Origin of the sequence: Micromonospora halotolerans (assembly GCF_032108445.1) — a bacterium.
Taxonomy (GTDB): Bacteria; Actinomycetota; Actinomycetes; order Mycobacteriales; family Micromonosporaceae; genus Micromonospora; species Micromonospora halotolerans.
The window spans coordinates 5496543-5513792 of record NZ_CP134876.1 but is presented as its reverse complement, the minus strand read 5'-3'; the positions used below and the strand labels follow the sequence as shown (position 1 = coordinate 5513792).

Annotated in this window: 15 protein-coding genes; 1 reads left to right on the top strand and 14 read right to left on the bottom strand. The window is 75.5% G+C overall.

Features of this window, described 5'->3' with window-relative positions; all coding sequences use genetic code 11:
* Positions 1-8: 8 nt before the first annotated feature.
* The 5 genes from RMN56_RS25920 to RMN56_RS25900 form a co-directional block, all read right to left on the bottom strand.
* The gene (locus RMN56_RS25920; RefSeq protein WP_313720208.1) at positions 9-1085 is read right to left on the bottom strand and encodes a hypothetical protein; all 1077 of its coding nucleotides are present in this window, start codon (positions 1083-1085) and stop codon (positions 9-11) included.
* Positions 1082-1429, bottom strand: a complete 348-nt coding sequence (locus RMN56_RS25915) for a PadR family transcriptional regulator (RefSeq protein WP_313720206.1) — start codon at positions 1427-1429, stop codon at positions 1082-1084. Before RMN56_RS25915 ends, RMN56_RS25920 begins: the two co-directional genes overlap by 4 nt.
* A gap of 42 nt (positions 1430-1471) precedes the next feature.
* On the bottom strand, positions 1472-2386 hold the full coding sequence (locus tag RMN56_RS25910) for an SPFH domain-containing protein (RefSeq protein ID WP_313720204.1): 915 nt from the start codon (positions 2384-2386) through the stop codon (positions 1472-1474).
* Positions 2387-2561: 175 nt separating this feature from the next.
* On the bottom strand, positions 2562-4340 hold the full coding sequence (locus tag RMN56_RS25905; RefSeq protein WP_313720202.1) for a hypothetical protein: 1779 nt from the start codon (positions 4338-4340) through the stop codon (positions 2562-2564).
* 87 nt (positions 4341-4427) lie between these two features.
* Positions 4428-5018: a TetR/AcrR family transcriptional regulator gene (locus RMN56_RS25900; RefSeq protein ID WP_313720200.1), complete on the bottom strand. Its 591-nt coding sequence runs from the start codon at positions 5016-5018 to the stop codon at positions 4428-4430.
* Positions 5019-5089: 71 nt separating this feature from the next.
* Here RMN56_RS25900 and RMN56_RS25895 point away from each other — a divergent pair, with 71 nt between their 5' ends.
* A complete protein-coding gene (locus RMN56_RS25895; protein WP_313720198.1) occupies positions 5090-5488 on the top strand; it encodes a nuclear transport factor 2 family protein in 399 nt (132 codons plus the stop codon).
* 20 nt (positions 5489-5508) lie between these two features.
* Here the strand turns inward: RMN56_RS25895 and RMN56_RS25890 are convergent, their stop codons facing one another.
* Genes RMN56_RS25890 through RMN56_RS25850 form a run of 9 tightly spaced genes read right to left on the bottom strand, consistent with a single transcriptional unit; the run spans position 5509 to position 17250 of the window.
* Positions 5509-6330, bottom strand: a complete 822-nt coding sequence (locus RMN56_RS25890) for an HpcH/HpaI aldolase/citrate lyase family protein (RefSeq protein WP_313720196.1) — start codon at positions 6328-6330, stop codon at positions 5509-5511.
* Positions 6330-7523: a CaiB/BaiF CoA transferase family protein gene (locus RMN56_RS25885; RefSeq protein WP_313720194.1), complete on the bottom strand. Its 1194-nt coding sequence runs from the start codon at positions 7521-7523 to the stop codon at positions 6330-6332. The genes RMN56_RS25890 and RMN56_RS25885 overlap by 1 nt, the downstream gene beginning before the upstream one ends.
* Positions 7520-9667: an alpha/beta hydrolase-fold protein gene (locus tag RMN56_RS25880; protein WP_313720192.1), complete on the bottom strand. Its 2148-nt coding sequence runs from the start codon at positions 9665-9667 to the stop codon at positions 7520-7522. Before RMN56_RS25880 ends, RMN56_RS25885 begins: the two co-directional genes overlap by 4 nt.
* Entirely contained in the window at positions 9664-11613 is a 1950-nt protein-coding gene (locus RMN56_RS25875; RefSeq protein WP_313720190.1) for an SUMF1/EgtB/PvdO family nonheme iron enzyme, read from the bottom strand. Before RMN56_RS25875 ends, RMN56_RS25880 begins: the two co-directional genes overlap by 4 nt.
* Entirely contained in the window at positions 11610-12542 is a 933-nt protein-coding gene (locus RMN56_RS25870) for a PfkB family carbohydrate kinase (protein WP_313720188.1), read from the bottom strand. Before RMN56_RS25870 ends, RMN56_RS25875 begins: the two co-directional genes overlap by 4 nt.
* Positions 12539-13942, bottom strand: coding sequence for an ADP-ribosylglycohydrolase family protein (locus tag RMN56_RS25865; protein WP_313720186.1), 1404 nt, complete (start codon positions 13940-13942; stop codon positions 12539-12541). Before RMN56_RS25865 ends, RMN56_RS25870 begins: the two co-directional genes overlap by 4 nt.
* The gene (locus RMN56_RS25860; protein ID WP_313720184.1) at positions 13939-15072 is read right to left on the bottom strand and encodes an ADP-ribosylglycohydrolase family protein; all 1134 of its coding nucleotides are present in this window, start codon (positions 15070-15072) and stop codon (positions 13939-13941) included. The genes RMN56_RS25865 and RMN56_RS25860 overlap by 4 nt, the downstream gene beginning before the upstream one ends.
* A 2-nt stretch (positions 15073-15074) precedes the next feature.
* Positions 15075-16370 carry an ABC transporter substrate-binding protein gene (locus RMN56_RS25855; protein WP_313720182.1) on the bottom strand — a complete coding sequence of 432 codons (1296 nt, stop codon included), beginning with the start codon at positions 16368-16370 and terminating at the stop codon, positions 15075-15077.
* 40 nt (positions 16371-16410) lie between these two features.
* Positions 16411-17250 (bottom strand): carbohydrate ABC transporter permease, encoded by an 840-nt coding sequence (locus RMN56_RS25850; RefSeq protein ID WP_254339735.1) that lies wholly within the window; start codon positions 17248-17250, stop codon positions 16411-16413.

Genomic DNA, 17250 nt, shown 5'->3' with positions numbered 1-17250 from the left:
ACGGCGGCTCAGCTGGCGGGACGTTCCCGGTCGGCGGCCCGGCCCAGCGCCACCATCCGCAGCGTCTCCTCGCGCCGACGCACCAGCAGCACCCCGGCCAGGAAGGTGACCGGCGGGACCAGCACCAGCAGGAGCCACTGGGCCGGCACCAGCGCGATGGCGTGTCCCATGTGCACGGTGGACACCGCCCAGCCGGCCAGCGCGGTGTCGATGACCAGGGCCAGCGCGGCGACCGGCGCCAGCAGGACGGCGACCCGCCGGCGGACCGGCCGGTCCAGGGTCGCCAGGGCGGCGACGGCGGCCAGGGCCGCGGCGGCGAGCCCGGCGACGTAGAGCCAGATCACCAGCTCGCTGCGGGCTTCCAGGTCGTAGAGGACGTAGACGGGGCGGCTGTCGGCGGCGACCTGGAAGGGTGGCCGGGCCAGCCGGCTGACCGCCAGGACCGACACCACCGCGAGGCCGGCGGCCACCAGCACCACGAGCCGGCGCACGCCGAGGACCGCGACGGCCCGGCGGGCCGGGGCGGGCACGGTGAGCGCGGCGGCCGCCACCACGGCGAGGGCGAACTGGGGCAGGGTGTCGACCACGTACGTCGGCTGGTCGGTCACCCCCGGCCCGACCAGCACGAGCCACCCGGCGACGCCGGTCCAGGCCAGGCCGGCGGCCACGCGGGGCAACCCGGCCAGGGCGGTCACCGCCACCGCCGCCCAGCCGGCCACCCGCAGCCAGTCGACCAGGTCGGGGCCGGCCGGGCGCACCGGTGGCGGCAGGGACGGGTCGACCAGAAGCTGGTCGAGCAGGCTGCGCCCGGCCGCGGCGCAGAGCACCAGCGCCACGAGGACGCCGGTGACGGCGGCGGCGTCGGCCCAGGCCGGCTCGGTGAACCCCCGTGCGCCCACCCGCAGCCGGGCCCGCAGGCCGGCGCCGATCAGGTCGACCGTGTCCCGCAGCCCCGGCCGGGTCTGCCCGGGCCGGGCACCGGCCAGGAGGACGGCCACCATCTCCTCCTCGTACACCCGGCGGTGTTCCCAGGGGTGGACGGCGAGCAGCCGGCGGTAGCGGCGCTCCAGCTCGGCGGCGCTCACGCCACCCCTCCCTCGGGCAGCAGGCCGGCGGCGCGCAGGCGGCGGCCCGCGGTGTCGGCGTTGCGGCGCAGCCGGGCCACCTCGTCGGCGAGCCGGGTCGCGCCCAGCGCGGTGAGTCGGTAGTAGCGGCGCAGCCGGGACTGCACGACCTCCTCGCGCTCGACCTCGATGAGGCCGTCGGCGCGCAGCCGGTCGAGGGCGGCGTAGAGGGTGCCGGCCCGCAACCGGACCCGCCCGTCGGAGATGCGCAGCACGTCCTCGATGACCGCGTAGCCGTGCCGGGGTGTCTCGGCCAGCGCGGTGAGGACCAGGAACGTCGGTTCCCGTAGGGGGCTCTCTGTCATGCCGGCGAGCATATACCGGCTATCGGTATATACGGAGTACCGTCATGGCGCCGGCCGCCGCCCCTCCCCGTCGGCGGCGGCCGCGGCGACGCCCTCCGTGACCGGCCCGAGCGCCGGACCCGCCTGCTCCGCCGGGCCCGGTACGGCCTGCTCCGTCGCGCCCGGCCCGGCCGGTGCGGCCTGCTCGGTGCCCCCGCCGGCGAGCCGGTCGAAGAAGCGCAGCAGTTCCACCGGGAACGGCATGACCAGGGTGCTGTTCTTCTCCGCCGCCACGTCCACCACGGTCTGGAGCAGCCGCAGCTGGTACGCCCCCGGCGTGTTCGCCATCGCCCGCGAGGCGTCGGCGAGCCGCCGCGACGCCTGGAACTCGCCGTCCGCCGCGATCACCCGGGCCCGGCGTTCCCGCTCCGCCTCGGCCTGCCGGGACATCGACCGCTTCATCCCCTCCGGCAGCGCCACGTCCTTGACCTCCACCCGCTCGATGAGCAGGCCCCACGGCTTCTCGGTGGGCGCGTCGATGACCGTCTTCAGCTCCGCGTTGATCCGGTCCCGGTCGCGCAGCAGCGTGTCCAGGTCCGCCTTGCCGATCACCGACCGCAGCGCGGTCTGCGCGACCTGCAGCACCGCCGACGGGTAGTCACGGACGTTCACCAGGGCCTTCACCGGGTCGACCACCCGGTAGTAGACGACCGCGTCGACGGTGAGCGTGACGTTGTCCCGGGTGATCACGCCCTGCGCGGGGACCCCGATCACCGTGGTCTGCATGCTCACCCGCACCATCCGGTCGGCCACCGGGATGATGACCTGGAAGCCGGGCTGCCGGATGTGCTCCAGCACCCGGCCGAAGCGGAACACCACACCGCGCTGGTACTGCTGCACCAGCCGGATGCTCAGCGACGCCACGAGCACCACGAGCGCGACGACGATGACCAGCACGACGACGACGGCGGCTGCCATGGTCCCCCTCGATCCCGGAGGCGCCCGCCTCCCGGCCGCGCGCCTACCCGCTCCGCCGCCCTTCACGCCTGTCGGCCTCGGCGACCACAGGCGGCAGATCTTGGCGAATTGGCGTCAGCGACGAACGGAAACTCGCCAAGATCTGAGACCGCGCCCGAAGCTCGGCGACGTCGGGTCAGAAGCGGCGGGCCGGAGGGATGCCGCGCGGTGGGGCCTTACGCAGCAGCCAGACCGGGTTGCCGGCCCCGATGATCACGCCGTCCCGCCCCCGGACCTGGGTGCGCAGATACGTTCCGGCGCCGACCTCCACCGGCAGGTCGTGCCAGCCCTGGCGGAACTGCCGCCACGGGACCTGTCCGGTCCTGATCGCCGGTGTCGGGTCTGCGACGCCCGCCAGGTCGACCGGCCCGGTGACCACCTCAAGGGTCGTGCCGGCCGGGAGGTCGGTGGCGCGCAGCCGCACGGTCAGGTCGGTGGCGTCGGTGGTCACCACGGCGCCCATCGCGCTGCGGCCGCCGATCTCCAGGTCGAGGGCGCCCCGGTAGCGGGCCAGGTCGGTGAACCAGGCCTGCCCGGCGCGCAGCGCCGCCACCAGGTCATCGCGGCCCGTGGAGGCCGCCCAGACGTACGTGACGTGCCGGTCCCGCCCGGCGCGCCAGTCGGTGCCGTCGTGGTCGTCGGTCACCCCGACGGCGGTGAGCGGGATCGCGTTGCGGGCCGCCACGTCGTACGCCCAGAGGTGGTCGTCGACCGGATTCCGACCGATCTCGATCAGGTCGACGCCCAGTGCGTACCGCTCCACCAGCAGCCGGGCCAGGGACTCGCGCCGTTCCACGTCGAGCGGGTGGTTCCAGCAGACCAACCCGCCGTGGCCGTGCAGGAACTCGACCATCCGCTCGGTCGCCCCGGCGTCGTTGTCCCGGTACGGCGGGGACGGGAAGCTCGGCAGCGTCTGGTCGCCGCCGAACCAGTTGAGGTGCCGGACCATCGACACCTCGTACGCGCGGTGGTGGGTGACCTCCGGGTACGCCCCGGCGTAGCCGCGCAGCACCTCGGTGCGCAGTTCCTCGCCGGCCTGTCCGGCCCGCCGGGCCCGGTCGAAGACCAGCCGGTCGACCACGTACGCGCCGCGGGCACCGGCCGCGACCTGCACCCCGAGGCGCAGCCCGCGCAGCGAGTTGTCCCCGGCGACCAGGTCCGGCCAGAGCCGCCGCACATCGGCGAGCAGGTCGAGGGTGTGCCGCCGCCAGGCGCCGGGCGGGGCGGGCAGGTCGACGGTGCCGTGCCGGCCGTCGGCGCGGTGCCGGGTCTCGGCCGCCGACCCGAGGCGGTACCGCAGCACGAGCTGGCCGGCGGGGCGGCCGGCGCCGGCCGGGTGGTGGGACAGCGCGATCTCGACGATCAGCGTGGCGTCCGGGCCGGCGGCCTCGGGCAGCACGTCGAGGTGCAGGGTCGTGTCGGAGATGTTCCCGGTGTGCGTCCAGTTCCACGCCTTGCCGGCATACCAGAGGGTGCCGGCGCCGGCGGCGGTGAGCCGCAGCGCCCGGCCGGGGTCGTCGGCGGGGGCGGCGACGAAGTCGGCGGCGGACGCGGTGAGCGCGCCCTCGGTGGACGCCGTCCAGGTCCAGGCCAGGCCGCCCTCCGGCTCCTCGGGGCCGTCGAAGTGGACGGTGCGGCGGTGGTCGTGGGCGGCCACGCGGAAGTCGTGGTCGGTCCACCAGAGCACGTCGACGGCGTTGCGGCGGGCCTGGTCGAGGTGGGCGGCGTAGCTGGCGATCCCCTCGCTGAACGAGGCGTGCAGGTGCATGGCCATGCTGATCGGCCGCCGTCCGCGCCCCGGGGGCGGCGAATCGCTGGTGGCGGCCAGGCCGACCGGCACGCCGATCCCGGCGACCACGAGGCCACCGGCGGCGGCGAGCAGGCTCCGCCGGTCCAGCCGCGCCCGATCGCCCATGCCGCTCCCCCGCTCCCGTGCCGGCCCGGGCCAGCGTACGGGCGGCGGCGCCGGCCCGGGATCCGGCGATCGTGCCGGTCGATCCGGTCAGCCGGCGGGCGGTTGCGCGCCGTACAGCCGCAGCACGCCGACCCGCAGCGCGGCCCGCGCCTCGGTGGCGGGCATCCGGCCGGTGGTGACCTGCGCCCAGGCGGCATGGCCGAGCGCGACGGTGGCGGCGATGAGCCAGCCCGGGGCGGCGTCCCGGTCGAACTCACCGGCCCGCTGTCCGCGGACGATCAGCCGGGTGAGCGGGCCGAAGATCGGCTCGTGCAGCTCGTCGTCGTCGGCGGCGGCGGGCGCGGGGAGCGGCGGGTACCGGTCGATGGTCCGCCAGCTCACGTCCAACAGGCGCAGCAACGCCGCCGGCGCGGGCCCCTCGTCGAGCCGGGCCGCGTCCATCGCGGCGAGGACCTCGTCCGTCATCCGGCGGAACACGGCGGCGACCAGCGCGTCCCGCGACGGGAAGTGCGCGTAGACGGTCTGCCGGGACAGGCCGGCGGCGGCGGCGATGTCCTCCATGGTGGCCTGCGGCCGTTCCCCGAGCACCTGGATCGCGGCGTCGAGGATCGCGGCGACGCTCCGGCGGGCCTCGGCACGCATCCGGCGGCGCCGCTCCGGGGGGCTTTGCTCAGACACGATTGTCAAGGATACCTAAGGGTCCGTAACCTTGACAGCAATGTCAGAGCTAGCCGGGATCGGAGGACCCCATGCATAGCGAGGCACGTCCCACTCCCCGCGACGACCTGGCCCACTACCTGCGGTCGTACGTGCAGGAGATGGCCTTCGGCGACGAGGATCCGGACCTGGTGATGGATCGTTACCACACGCCCGACATCGCCTGGCTCACCGACGGACTGCACCTTGACCGGGCGCGCCTGATCGCGCACGCGCGCCCGGCCCGCCGGAACGTGACCCGGTGCGACCTCCACGTCCACGACACCCTGATCTGCGGCGACCGGGTCGCCGCCCGCTACACCATGACGGCGGTGACCCGCGGCCGCACGATCGTCACCGAGATCCACATGTTCGGCCGGCTGGCGCCCGACGGCCGGCTGCGCCGGATCGACCAACTCACCCGCACCCCACCCGCCACCGCACAGCGGTAGGACAGCCGCCGGGCGCGGCGTCAGGCGGCGTAGCGGGCGGCGAGGTCGACGACCCGCCGGGCGGCGGCCACCATGGCCCGGTCGGCGAACCGCCCGTCGGGCAGCACCACCGTGCCGGAGTCGCGGGTGTGCGCGTCGGCGACCGCGGCGAGCAGCTCGCGGGCCCGGTCCACCTCGCGGTCGCCGGGGCGGAACGCGTCGGTGATCACCGGCAGCTGGCGCGGGTGGATGGCGGCCCGGCCCAGGAAGCCGAGCCGCCGGCCGGCCGCGCAGGAGGCCGCCAGGCCGTCGAGGTCGGCCACGTCGGCGTACACCGACATGGCCGGCGGCGGCAGGCCGGCCGCGCGGGCCGCGACCACGATCCGGCCGCGCGCCCAGAGCAGGCCGTCGTCGTCGGCGACGCCCAGGTCGGAGCGGAGGTCGGCCTCGCCGAGCCCGAGCGAGGCCACCGCCGGGTGGGCGGCCGCGATGGCGTACGCGGACTCCAGCCCGACGGCCGACTCGACCAGCGGGTGCAGCGGGGTGTCGACCCGGGCGGCCACCGCGGCCACCGTCGCCGGTGACTCCACCTTGGGCAGTCGCAGCCCGGCCAGCCCCGGCCGGCCCGCGACGGCGGCCAGGTCGACGTCGAGGTCCGGGCCGGTCAGCTCGGTGACCCGCACCTGCACGGGCAGTGGCTGCGGGTCGGCGAGGAACTCGGCGACGGCGTCGCGGGCGTACGCCTTGCGACCGGCCACCACGGCGTCCTCCAGGTCGAGGATGACCGCGTCGGCGCCGGCCGCGACCGCCTTGGCGAACCGGTCGGGCCGGTCGCCGGGCACGTAGAGCCAGGTGAGCAGCATCAGATCACCCCGCGCTCGCGCAGTGCGGAAAGCTCGTCGGCGGTCAGGCCGAGCGCGCCGAGCACCGCGTCGGTGTCCTGGCCGTGGCGGCGGCCGGCGTGCCGGATCTCCCCCGGGCTGTCCGACATCCGGAACGGCACGTTCTGCATCCGCACCTCCCCCAACTCCTCGTCGGGCACGGTGACCACGGTGCCGAGCGCCGCGTACTGCGGGTCGGCCAGGATGTCGCGCACGTCGTAGACGGGGGCCACGGCGGCCTGGGCCGCCTCGAACGCGGCCACCACCTCGTCCCGGTCCCGCTTGCCCACCCACGCGCCGACCGCCGCGTCGAGTTCGTCGGCGTGCGCGGCCCGGCCGCTGCCGGTGGCGAACCACGGCTCGTCCACGAGTTCCGGGCGGCCGACGAGCCGGACCACCCGCTCGGCGATGCTCTGCGCGCTGGTGGACACGGCCACCCACCGCCCGTCGGCGCACCGGTAGGTGTTGCGGGGCGCGTTGTTGTTGGACCGGTTGCCCAGCCGGGGCTGGACGTAGCCGAGCTGGTCGTACCAGGTGATCTGCGGGCCGAGCATCGCCATGATCGGCTCGATGATGGCCAGGTCGACCACCTGGCCCCGGCCGGTCAGGTCGCGGCCGCGCAGGGCCAGCATGACCGCGTACGCGGCGGCGAGCGCGGTGACCGAGTCGGCCAGCCCGAACGGGGGCAGGGTCGGCGGCCCGTCGGGCTCCCCGGTGGCCGCCGCGAAGCCGCTCATCGCCTCGGCCAGGGTGCCGAACCCGGGCCGGGGCGCGTACGGGCCGACCTGCCCGAAGCCGCTGATCCGGGCGATCACCAGCCGCGGGTTGACCGCGTGCAGCTCGTCCGGGCCGAGACCCCAGCGCTCCAGGGTGCCGGGGCGGAAGTTCTCCACCAGCACGTCGGCGTCGGCGAGCAGCCGGCGCAGCAGGTCCGCGCCCTCCGGCCGGGAGAGGTTGAGCGTGACGGTCCGCTTGTTGCGGCCGAGCACCTTCCACCACAGGCCGACGCCGTCCTTCGCGGGGCCGTGGCCCCGGGACGGGTCCGGCTTGGCGGGATGCTCCACCTTGACCACGTCGGCGCCGAAGTCGCCGAGGAACGCGGCGGCCAGCGGGCCGGCGAAGAGGGTGGCCAGGTCGACCACCTTGACGCCGTGCAGCGGGGCGGTCGTGGTCATGGCGTCCCCTTCACCGGGTCGACGGCGGCGAGGAACACGTCCCCGTCGCCGAGCGCGGCGCCGCCGTCGGGCGTGCCGGCGGTACGGCCGCTGACCAGCAGCCGGCCGCCGGGCCCCACGGTGGCGTAGACGTTCTCCTCGCCGAACGGGTCGGCGGCGTCGTCGCGGGCGGTGCCGTACTGGGCGACGGCGACCTGCCGGCCCTTGCCGTCGAGGCGCAGGGTGAGCACGTCCGCGCCGCCGGCCGGCACGCCGAGGGTGCTGCCCGTGAAGCCGACCACCGCGACGGTGCCGTCGGCGAGGGCCAGCACGTCGGTGCCGGCGTCCGCGCCGCGCCCGCCGGTGACGGTCCGCCAGCGCTGCGCGCCCGTGGCCGTGTACGCCACGGTGAGCACGTCCCCGGCCGTGGCGCCGGTGGCCACCACCTGGCCGGAGCCGGTGACCGTGACGCCGCCGAGCAGATCGTCGCCCGTGCCGCCGGCCACGGTGAGCCAGTCGCGGGTGCCGTCCGGGGTGAACCGGGCGAGCCAGCCGTCGGCGCCGCCGAGCGGCGTGGTGCCGGGCAGCGCCCCGGAGGTGCCACCGGCCACGTAGACCCCGTTCGCGTCGGCCGCCACGGCGTACGCCTTGTCCTCGCCGGGGCCGCCGAACTGCCGGGTCCAGGCCAGCGTGCCGTCCGGGGCGATCCGGGCGAGGACGGCGTCCTTGTCGCCGGCGCTGGTCCCGCCGAAGGCGCCGCTGGTGTAGCCGGCGACGTACGCGCCCCCGTCGGGGGCGGCGGTGATCGCGTAGAACCGGTCGGCCTTGCCGGGGTCGCCGGCCTGGGTGAGCCAGGCCCGCTGCCCGGCGGCGGTCAGCTTCGCCACGAACGCGTCGTCGGCGGGGCTGGCCGGGTGCCGGCCGTCGAGGTCGCCGCGGGTGTATCCGGCGGTGAGCACGCCGCCGTCGGGCAGCGGCACGGTCCCGTAGAGCCGGTCGTTGGCGGTGGTGCCGAACTGGCTGGTCCAGCGGACCGTGCGGTCGGCGGCGAGCCGGGTGACCACGGCGTCCAGGCCGCCGGCGTACGGCTGGCCGGCGACGGCGCCCGAGGCCGCGTAGCCGAGGGTGACGTCGCCGTCCGGGTGGGCGGCGACCCCGCCGGCCCAGTCGGCGCCGGCCGTGCCGTGCAGCGGGGCGGGCAGCCCGGCCGGCGGGGTGACGCTCAGCGTGGCGGCCAGGTGCTTCAGGCCGTCGACGAACGCGGGCCGCCAGACGTCCCAGTCGTGCCCGCCGTCCAGGACACGGAACTCGGCGGCGACGCCGTCCGCCCGGCGCACCGTGTTGTAGAGGGTGGCGGCCTCGTAGTCGAGGTCGTGCGCGGCGTCGGCCGGGTCGGGGTTGGCCCACTCGTCGTCGCCGACGGCGATGAACATCCGCACCGGCGACTCGGCGTCGAGGCCGGGGAGCAGGGCCGGGTAGTTCAGCCGCTGGTACACCTCGTCGGAGAAGGGTTCGTCGCCGTCGCCGAACGCGCCGAACTCGCGGGCCGACGAGTCGGCCGGTGGCAGCGGCCGGTAGACGGCCGGGCTGAGCACCAGCGCGTTGGCGAAGAGGTCCTGGTGGGCCAGCGCGTAGCGCAGCGCGCCGGCCCCGCCCATCGAGTAACCGCCGACCAGCCGGGCGTTGCGGTGCGGGGCGGTGCGGTACGTGGCGTCGACGTGCGCGACGAGGTCGCGGGTCAGCGCGGTCTCCACCGGCCGGCCCGGGCGGTCGGCGCCGGTGTACGCGGAGTCGACGTACCAGTTGCCGCGCTCGCTCCACGGCGCGTCGGGCAGCACGGCGATCACCGGCGGCACCTCGCCGTCGGCGATGAGCCGGTCCAGGTCGCTCTTCACCCGGGTCCACGCCTGCATGGTGTCGCCGCGCCCGTGCAGCAGGTACAGCACCGGGTAGCGGGTGCCGGCGTTCGCCGCGTCGCCGTAGCCGTACGGGAGGTAGACGGTGTAGTCGATGGCGGCGCCGAGGGCCGGCGAGGGTGCGGTCGCGGTGGCGAGGGTGCCGGACCGCTCCCGGCCGGCGACGGCGGTCTCCGGGGCGAGGCCGGCGAGCCCGACGGCGGTCAGCAGGGCGACCAGGGCGGCGCCGGGGCGCCACGCTCTTCTCATCGGAGGGCTCCTTCGGGCAGGTCGGCGGCGCAGCGGAAACCGATCGAGGTGGAGCGGGTCAGGCCGGCGCCGGTGAGCAGCAGCTTCACCGACACGTCCGGCGGCTGCGGGCCGCCGTCGAAGTACCAGTCGGAGCCCTCCGCGCGGTAGGCGCAGCCGCCCTTGAGGATGACGAAGCGGGTGCGCCCGTCGGAGTGCTCGCTCTCGGTCAGGTTCCACACCAGCGGTTCCCGCCGGACCAGCAGGCCCGCCTCGGCGGCCACCTGCCACTCGTCCTCGGTAGGCAGCCGCAGCCCGGCCCAGTCGGCGTACGCGCGGGCGTCGGCGAGGTCGACCCCGGTGACCGGGGCGTCGGCGGGGCCCTGCCCGGCGGTGAACCGTTCCGCCCGGACCGGCCGGTAGCCGGTGGCGGCGAGGAAACGCGCGTACTCGCCGTGGGTGACCTCGTGGGTGTCGATGGCGAAGCGGCCGAGCCGGACCTGGCGGCGCAGCGTGCCGGTGTGGTGCAGGCGCGGCGGCAGCGGCTTCCACTCGTCGACGTACGGGGCCTCGCCGTAGAGGCCGGTCTCCCGGACCCGGTGGCGCACGGTCAGCTCGTGCCGGCCACCCTCCATGGTCACCATGCCGTCGGGCAGGGCCGCGAGGGGTGACCACGGGGTGCGGGCGCGCACGGCGACGCGGGCCGGGAACGACGGGTCCCCGGTCGGCGGCTCGTGGCGGGGCGCCGGCGCCTCGGTGGCGACCACGGCGGCGATCGCCCCGGCGGGCAGCGGCCCGCCGACGGCCACCCGGCCGTCCTCGAGTTCGGTGACGGTCAGCTCGGCGCCGGTGACCAGGTCGACGAAGCGCCCCGGCCGGGCGTCGGTGAGCAGCCAGGGGCCGTCGTGGTCGGCGCCCCGGTTGACCACCGTCCACAGCGGCTGGTCGTCGTGGGTCCAGCGGGACGCGTACACCTGACCGGCGCCGGGGTGGTCGGCGAGCGGGACCCAGTCCTCGGCGCGCAGCCAGGCGGCGTGGCTGGCCTGCACCCGACGCATGGCCCGCAGCACGGCCCGGTCCCGCTCGTTCCAGCCGACCCAGACACCGAAGACGCTCTCCCAGACCAGCACGCCGCAGCCGTTGAGCCAGGCGGAGTGCAGCTCGTCGAGGTGGTCGCGGTGCCAGCGGCGGGTGTGGTGCAGGACGTGCCGGCGTTCGAACCACTTGGCGCGCAGCACGCCGGGGGTGTCCGAGTCGGCGAACCACTGCGCCCAGGACATGGCGTGGTCGGCGATCCGGGCCAGCGGCACCCGGCTCTCCCCCTCCAGGACCAGGCCGGGGCGGACCGCGTCGAGGGCCTTGCGCAGCTCGCCGGCGCCCTCCTTCAGGGTGTCCAGGAAGACCCCGTCGACGCCGAGCCGGCCGGCCAGCGCGGCGACCTCCTCGGCGTCCGCGCCGGCCTCCCGCCGTGTGCCGGTGTCCCACGGGTTGTAGTCGACGAACACCCGGACCCCGGCGGCCTGGAACGCGCGGACCACCTCGGGCAGCTCGGGCACGTCCCGGTACCAGTCGAACTGGTTGCGCTCGTCCACGCCGATGACCGGGTACGCGTGCCAGAGCACCACGCCGTCGAAGCCGCCGAAGTCGCGCCGCGCCCCGTCGAGGAACGCCTCGACGGTGAACACGCCGCGGTCGTGGTCGTACAGCGTCTCGTCCCAGAGCCAGGCGAGGCAGACGCTGAAACAGTCGCCGGCGATCTCGTCGTAGTGCGCGCCGGTGTAGCCGAGCCGGGTGCGGGCGTCGGCCCGCCACCGGGTGAGCTGCTCCCGCCAGGCCGGCCAGTCGGCCGGGTCGTCGGGGGCGGCGAAGATCTTCGCCTCGTCCAGGCTGGTCAGGTCGGCGTGCCCGCCGAGCGGGACCTCGGTGGGCCGGTCGATCGGCCGCGGCACGTACGGGTTGAAGCTCACTGGACCTCTCCGTAGGTGGCGGCGGCGAGCGCGTCGATGGCGTCCCGCTCGGGCAGGGCGGTGGACGCGCCGGGGCGTTGGGCGCAGGCCGCGCCGGCGGCGCACGCCCAGCGCAGCACGCCGGTGGCGGTGTCGCCGGTGAGCCCGCCGCGTTCGGCCAGGGCGACCGCGAGCGCGCCGGTGAACGCGTCGCCGGCGGCCGTGGTGTCCACCGCGTCGATCGTCGGGGCCGGCACCTCGATCCGGGCGCCGTCCCGGTCGGCGTAGGCGGCGCCGCGCGCGCCGAGGGTGAGTACCACCCGCGGCACCAGGCCGACCAGCGCGTCGAGCAGGGCCGCCGGCTCGTCGGTGAACACCCCGGCGACGACGGCGGCCTCGTGCTCGTTGACCACCAGCACGTCGACCAGGTCGAGCAGCTCGGTGGGCAGCGGCCGGGCCGGGGCGGCGTTGAGCACCACGGCGGCGCCGCCGGCCCGGGCCCAGCCGGCGGCCCGGGTCACCTCCGACAGCGGCACCTCCAGTTGCAGCAGCAGCACGCCGGCCGCCGCCACCGCGTCGCGGTCGGCGTCGTCGAGGGTCAGCGCGCCGTTCGCGCCGGGGGCGACCACGATGCAGTTCTCCGCCGCGTGGTCCACCGCGATCAGCGCGACCCCGGACGGCCCGTCGACCGTGCGCAGGCCGGCGACGTCGACGCCGGCCGCGGCCAGGTTGTCCCGCAGCAGCCCGCCGAACCCGTCGCCGCCGATGGCGCCCACGAAGGCGCAGTCGGCGCCGGCCCGGGCGGCGGCGACCGCCTGGTTGGCGCCCTTGCCGCCGGGCACCATCCGGAAGTCGTCGCCGAGCACCGTCTCGCCGGGGCGGGGCAGCTGCGGCGCGGTCACCACGAGGTCCAGGTTGGCGCTGCCGACCACCGCCACGCGGGCGCTCATGCCAGGCTCCCGTGGGCCAGAGCGAGGGTACGGTCGGCCAGCTCGTCGAAGCCGATGCCGTCGAAGCCGGCGATGCTGCTGGCCAGCCGGTTGCGCAGCGGCGCGACCCAGCGGCCGGGCAGCCGGGCGGCGCCGGTGAGCGCCCCGGTGACCGCGCCGACGGTGGCGCCGTTGGAGTCGGTGTCCCAGCCGCCGGCGACGACCGCGCAGATGGAGCGTTCCAGGTCGCCCCGCCCGTACGCCAGGGCCGCCGCGACCAGGGCGGCGTTGTTGCGGACGTGCACCCAGTGCAGGTGGCCGTGCCGCGCGTAGAGGGTGTCCACGATGCTCTCCCAGTCGTCACCGGCGGCGCCGAGGGCGCGCGCCTCGCGGACGGCCGCGGTGAACCGGCTGCCCGGGGGCAGCACCGACTCGCCCGCGTCCAGCACCGCGTCGACGTCGCCGGCCACCGGTGCGGCCGCGGCCATGGCGGCCACCCAGATCGCCCCGTACGCGCCGGCCCGGACGTGGCTCACGGCCGCGTCGCGCCAGGCGGCCTCGGCGGCCCGGTCGGGGCGGCCGGGGTTGGTCCAGCCGTACACGTCGGCGCGGATCTGCGCGCCGATCCACTCCCGGAACGGGTTGTGCCGGCGGGCGGTGTCCGGCGGGGTGAGGCCGAGCAGCAGGTTGCGGTAGGCGACCCGCTCGGCGGTGAAGACCCGCCCGGCGGGCAGCCAGTCCAGCCACGCCTGGGCCACGTGGGCGCTGGTGAAGCCGGGTCCGTGGGTCTCCAGGACGCGCAGCGCCAGCAGCGGGAAGTTGAGGTCGTCGTCCTCCGGCATGCCGGCGATGTTCTCGGCGAGGCTGGTCGGGGCGCTGCGCCGGTTCCACGGCCAGCGGGCGGCCACGTCGGCCGGCAGACCGCGCGCCGTGAACCAGTCGCGCAGCGGCCACCGGCCGGTGGCGGTGAGGATCTCCCGGATCCCGTGGCGGGGAATCTTCTCCACCGGCTTGCCGAGCAGGCAGCCGGCCGCCCGGCCGAGCCAGGCGCCGTGCAGCCGGTCCCGCTCGACGGTGGTCGGCAGGTCCCAGGCGCTCGGCCAGGTCGCGCGGACCGCGTCGAGGTCGTCGGGCTCGTCCGCGCTGTCCGGTCCGGGCAGCGCGTCGGCGGCGTCGAGCAGGTCGACGGCGAGGGCCCGCAGCGCCGGCGGCGCCGGCACCGGCGACGCCCCGCTGACCGGTGCCGTGACGTCGCCGCCCGCCGCCGCCCAGCGGTCGGCCAGGGCGGTGACGTCGCGGCCCTCGTCGCCGCTGGCGGCCAGCTCGTGCGGCAGCAGGTCCTCCGGCTGCACCCAGGTCAGCCGCAGTCCGCCGGCCGTCCCCCTCGGCCGGCCGGCGGCCACGGCGCCCGCAGCGCTCATGCCAGCCCGCCGAACCGTTCGGCGCGCCGGGCGAAGCGCTCCCGGTCGCGGTCGAACACCTCGGTGGCGACCCGGGCGAGGACCCGGGCGGGTTCGACCAGGTCGGTGCGGGACGCGGTGGCGACCACCTCCGACCACTCGGCCGGCACCGCGGCCGCGCCGCCGAGCGCCCCGGCGATCGCGCCGGCCATCGTGGCCGTGGAGTCGGCGTCCCGGCCGTAGTTGACCGAGCCGAGCACGGCCGCCCGGTAGTCGCCGCCGGCCACCACGAGCATGCCCAGCGCCACCGGCAGCTCCTCGATGGCGTGCAGCCGGCTCGGGCGGCGGGCGCCCAGCCCGGGGCTGCGGTACTCCTCCCCCACCGTGTCGTAGGGGGCCACGGCGGCGCGCAGCGCCGGAATGGCGGCCTTCCAGTCGTCGTGCCCGCGGGCCTCCTTGACCACCGCGTCGATGGCGGCGCGGGTGCCGTCGCGGGCCAGGTCCAGGGCGGCGGCCACGACGTCGTCGACGCTCGCGCCGGGGGTCGCGGCCGCGGCGACCGCGGCGGCGAACACCGCCGCGGCCTCCCGCCCGTAGCTGTGCTGGTGCGCCCCGGCGATCTCCACGGCCTCGGCGTACGCGCCGGCCGGGTCGCCGGCGTTGACGATGCCGACCGGGGCCATGTACATGGCGGCGCCGCAGTTCACGATGTTGCCCACGCCCGCCTCGCGCGGGTCGGCGTGGGCGTGGTGCAGGCGGGTGACCAACCACCGCTCGGCCGCGGCCAGGCGGTGGAAGGTCACCCCCTCCCGCTCCAGGTCCGGGATGTACACCACCCGCTCGATCAGGTCGGGGACGAGCAGTTCCACCACGTCGTACGCGTCGAGGTGGTCCCGCTTGGCCGCGTACGCCCGCACCAGCGCGTGGGTCATCAACGTGTCGTCGGTGATGTGCCCGTCGCCCTTGTGGTACGGCGCGAGTGGCCGCGCGGTGGCCCAGTCGGCGTGGTACGGGGGGACGATCCCCTCGACCCAGCCGCCGAAGCGGGCGCGGATCTGCTCCGGGAGTGCCGTCTCGGTGGCCCCGCCGAGGGCGTCGCCCACCGCGGCGCCGACCAGGCAACCGACCGACGTGTCGAGCAAGAGTGACATGGTTACCTCAGAACCTGCTTGCCACCGTCGACCAGCTGCGTGGCGAGCTGGTCCAGGGTGATCTTGTTGGCGAAGTACTGCTGGAGGGCCGGGGTGGCGTACTTGGTCTTCCACTCCGGGTAGCCGTCGGCCTTCTGGAACGGGGCGACGGTCAGGTCGGCGGCGCTGTTCGCGGCGACGTCCCAGCCCTGCTTGCCGCCGGTGAGCTTGACCAGCTCCTGGTTGGCCTGCTTGCCGGTGGGCACCAGCCAGTCACCCTTGGCCAGGGCGGCCATGTTGGTCGGGTTCAGGAACCACTCCAGGAACTGCGCGGCCTGCTTCTTGTGCTTGCTGTCCTCGGCGATGGACAGGGTCTGCGGGTTGGCCGCCTGCTTGGCGGAGAGGCCCTTGACCGGCGGGAGGGTCACCCACTCGAAGCCGGCGGGGGCCTGCTCGACCATCTGCTGGCGCAGCGAGACCGAGCCGGGGAGCATCGCGTACTTGCCGCCGAAGAAGCCCGGCAGGGTGTCCGCGCCGCTCATGCCCAGCGCCTCCGGGGAGGCCGACTTGGTTGTGTAGATCATGTCGTGGATCCGCTTCGGCACCTCCTTCTCCGCGTCGCCGACCTTGACCTCGGTCTTGCCGCCGTCGCCGTAGAAGAACTTGCCGTCGTAGTTCAGCGCCAGGTTCAGCACCCGGTTGGTGGGCGACTTGAGTGCCCACGCGGCGCCGTACTGGCCGGGCTTGGTGAGCTTCTGCGCGTTGGCCTGGAACTCGTCCCAGGTCCAGCCGCCGTCGGCGGGCGGAACGGTGACGCCGGCGGCGTCGAGCAGCTTCTTGTTGGCGATGACGACCTGCGACTCCAGCAGGAACGGCACGCCGGTGACCTTGCCGTCGAAGGTGGCGGTGTCCCAGACGCCCGGGTCGATCTGGCCCTTGAAGTCGTCACTCAGCAGCTTCGAGACGTCGGCCAGGTAGCCCTGCTTGCTGAACTCGCCGATCGCCGAGGCCTCGTAGTGCACGATGTCGGCCACGTCGCCGCCCTCGAACGAGGTGACGAGCTGGTCGTGGATCGAGTTCCAGTCGCCCTGGACGTACTCGACCTGGATGTCCGGGTGCTCGGCGTTCCACTTGGCGACCAGGTCCTTGTTCGCCTGCAGCGACTCCTTCTGCCAGGCGAGGCTGAGGAAGCGCAGCTTGACCGGACCGGACGAGTTCTCGTCCTCGCCGCCGCCGTCACCGCACGCGGTGAGGGCGCCGAGCCCGACGACCGCGACCGCGGCGGCCGCGGCGAGTCGGCGGAACCTGCTACGGAGCATGGGGGTTTCCTCCTTGGTGGTGGTTGTGGGGGGGATGTGGTCAGCCCTTGACCGCGCCGGCGAGCGACCCGGACGAGAGGCGGCGTTGCATGACCGCGAAGAAGATCAGGCTCGGCAGGGTGGCCAGCAGCGAACCGGCCGCCAGGGGACCCAGGCGGGCGGTGCCCTCGATGCCGACGAACCGGGCCAGGGCGACCGGCAGGGTCGCCAGCTCGGGCGTCTTGACCAGCACCAGCGCGAAGAAGAACTCGTTCCAGGCGGAGATGAAGGAGAACAGCGCGGTCGCCACGATGCCCGGCGCGAGCAGCGGGAAGACCACCCGACGCAGCACCTGCAGCCGGCTGGCGCCGTCGACGCTGGCCGCCTCCTCCAGCTCGCGCGGGATGTTGCGGACGAAGCCCTGCAGCATCCACAGCGCGAACGGCAGCGCCCAGACCACGTAGATCAGCACCAGGCCGGCGTGCGTGTTGGCCAGCCCGACCTGCCGCAGGATCAGGAAGATCGGGATGATCAGCAGCACGAACGGGAAGAGCTGCGACAGCAGCACCCAGCCCAGCGCCACGGTGCCCAGCTTGGTCCGGAACCGGGCGAGCGCGTACGAGGCGGGCAGCGCGACCAGCACGGTGAGCACCGCCGAGGCGAGCGACACCTGGAGGCTGTTCAGCGCGGCCCGGCCGAGCTGCTGCTCGGTGAAGGCCTGCACGAAGTTCTGCACGGTGGGGTTGCTGGGGATGAGCGTGGGGTGCAGCCGCACCAGTTCGCGCGGCGGCTTGAACGCGGTGGAGAGCAGCCAGACCAGCGGGAACCCGAGGAAGATCAGGTAGCCGGTCAGCGCGACGTACTGGAGGGTCCGCCCGGTGCGGCTCGGCTTTCCGAACAT

Coding starts and splice junctions, on each gene's coding strand:
- RMN56_RS25915 (WP_313720206.1), bottom strand. CDS start 1,429: ATGACAGAGAGCCCCCTACGGGAACCGACGTTCCTGGTCCTCACCGCG.
- RMN56_RS25910 (WP_313720204.1), bottom strand. CDS start 2,386: ATGGCAGCCGCCGTCGTCGTCGTGCTGGTCATCGTCGTCGCGCTCGTG.
- RMN56_RS25905 (WP_313720202.1), bottom strand. CDS start 4,340: ATGGGCGATCGGGCGCGGCTGGACCGGCGGAGCCTGCTCGCCGCCGCC.
- RMN56_RS25895 (WP_313720198.1), top strand. CDS start 5,090: ATGCATAGCGAGGCACGTCCCACTCCCCGCGACGACCTGGCCCACTAC.
- RMN56_RS25890 (WP_313720196.1), bottom strand. CDS start 6,330: ATGCTGCTCACCTGGCTCTACGTGCCCGGCGACCGGCCCGACCGGTTC.
- RMN56_RS25885 (WP_313720194.1), bottom strand. CDS start 7,523: ATGACCACGACCGCCCCGCTGCACGGCGTCAAGGTGGTCGACCTGGCC.
- RMN56_RS25880 (WP_313720192.1), bottom strand. CDS start 9,667: ATGAGAAGAGCGTGGCGCCCCGGCGCCGCCCTGGTCGCCCTGCTGACC.
- RMN56_RS25870 (WP_313720188.1), bottom strand. CDS start 12,542: ATGAGCGCCCGCGTGGCGGTGGTCGGCAGCGCCAACCTGGACCTCGTG.
- RMN56_RS25865 (WP_313720186.1), bottom strand. CDS start 13,942: ATGAGCGCTGCGGGCGCCGTGGCCGCCGGCCGGCCGAGGGGGACGGCC.
- RMN56_RS25860 (WP_313720184.1), bottom strand. CDS start 15,072: ATGTCACTCTTGCTCGACACGTCGGTCGGTTGCCTGGTCGGCGCCGCG.
- RMN56_RS25855 (WP_313720182.1), bottom strand. CDS start 16,370: ATGCTCCGTAGCAGGTTCCGCCGACTCGCCGCGGCCGCCGCGGTCGCG.
- RMN56_RS25850 (WP_254339735.1), bottom strand. CDS start 17,250: ATGTTCGGAAAGCCGAGCCGCACCGGGCGGACCCTCCAGTACGTCGCG.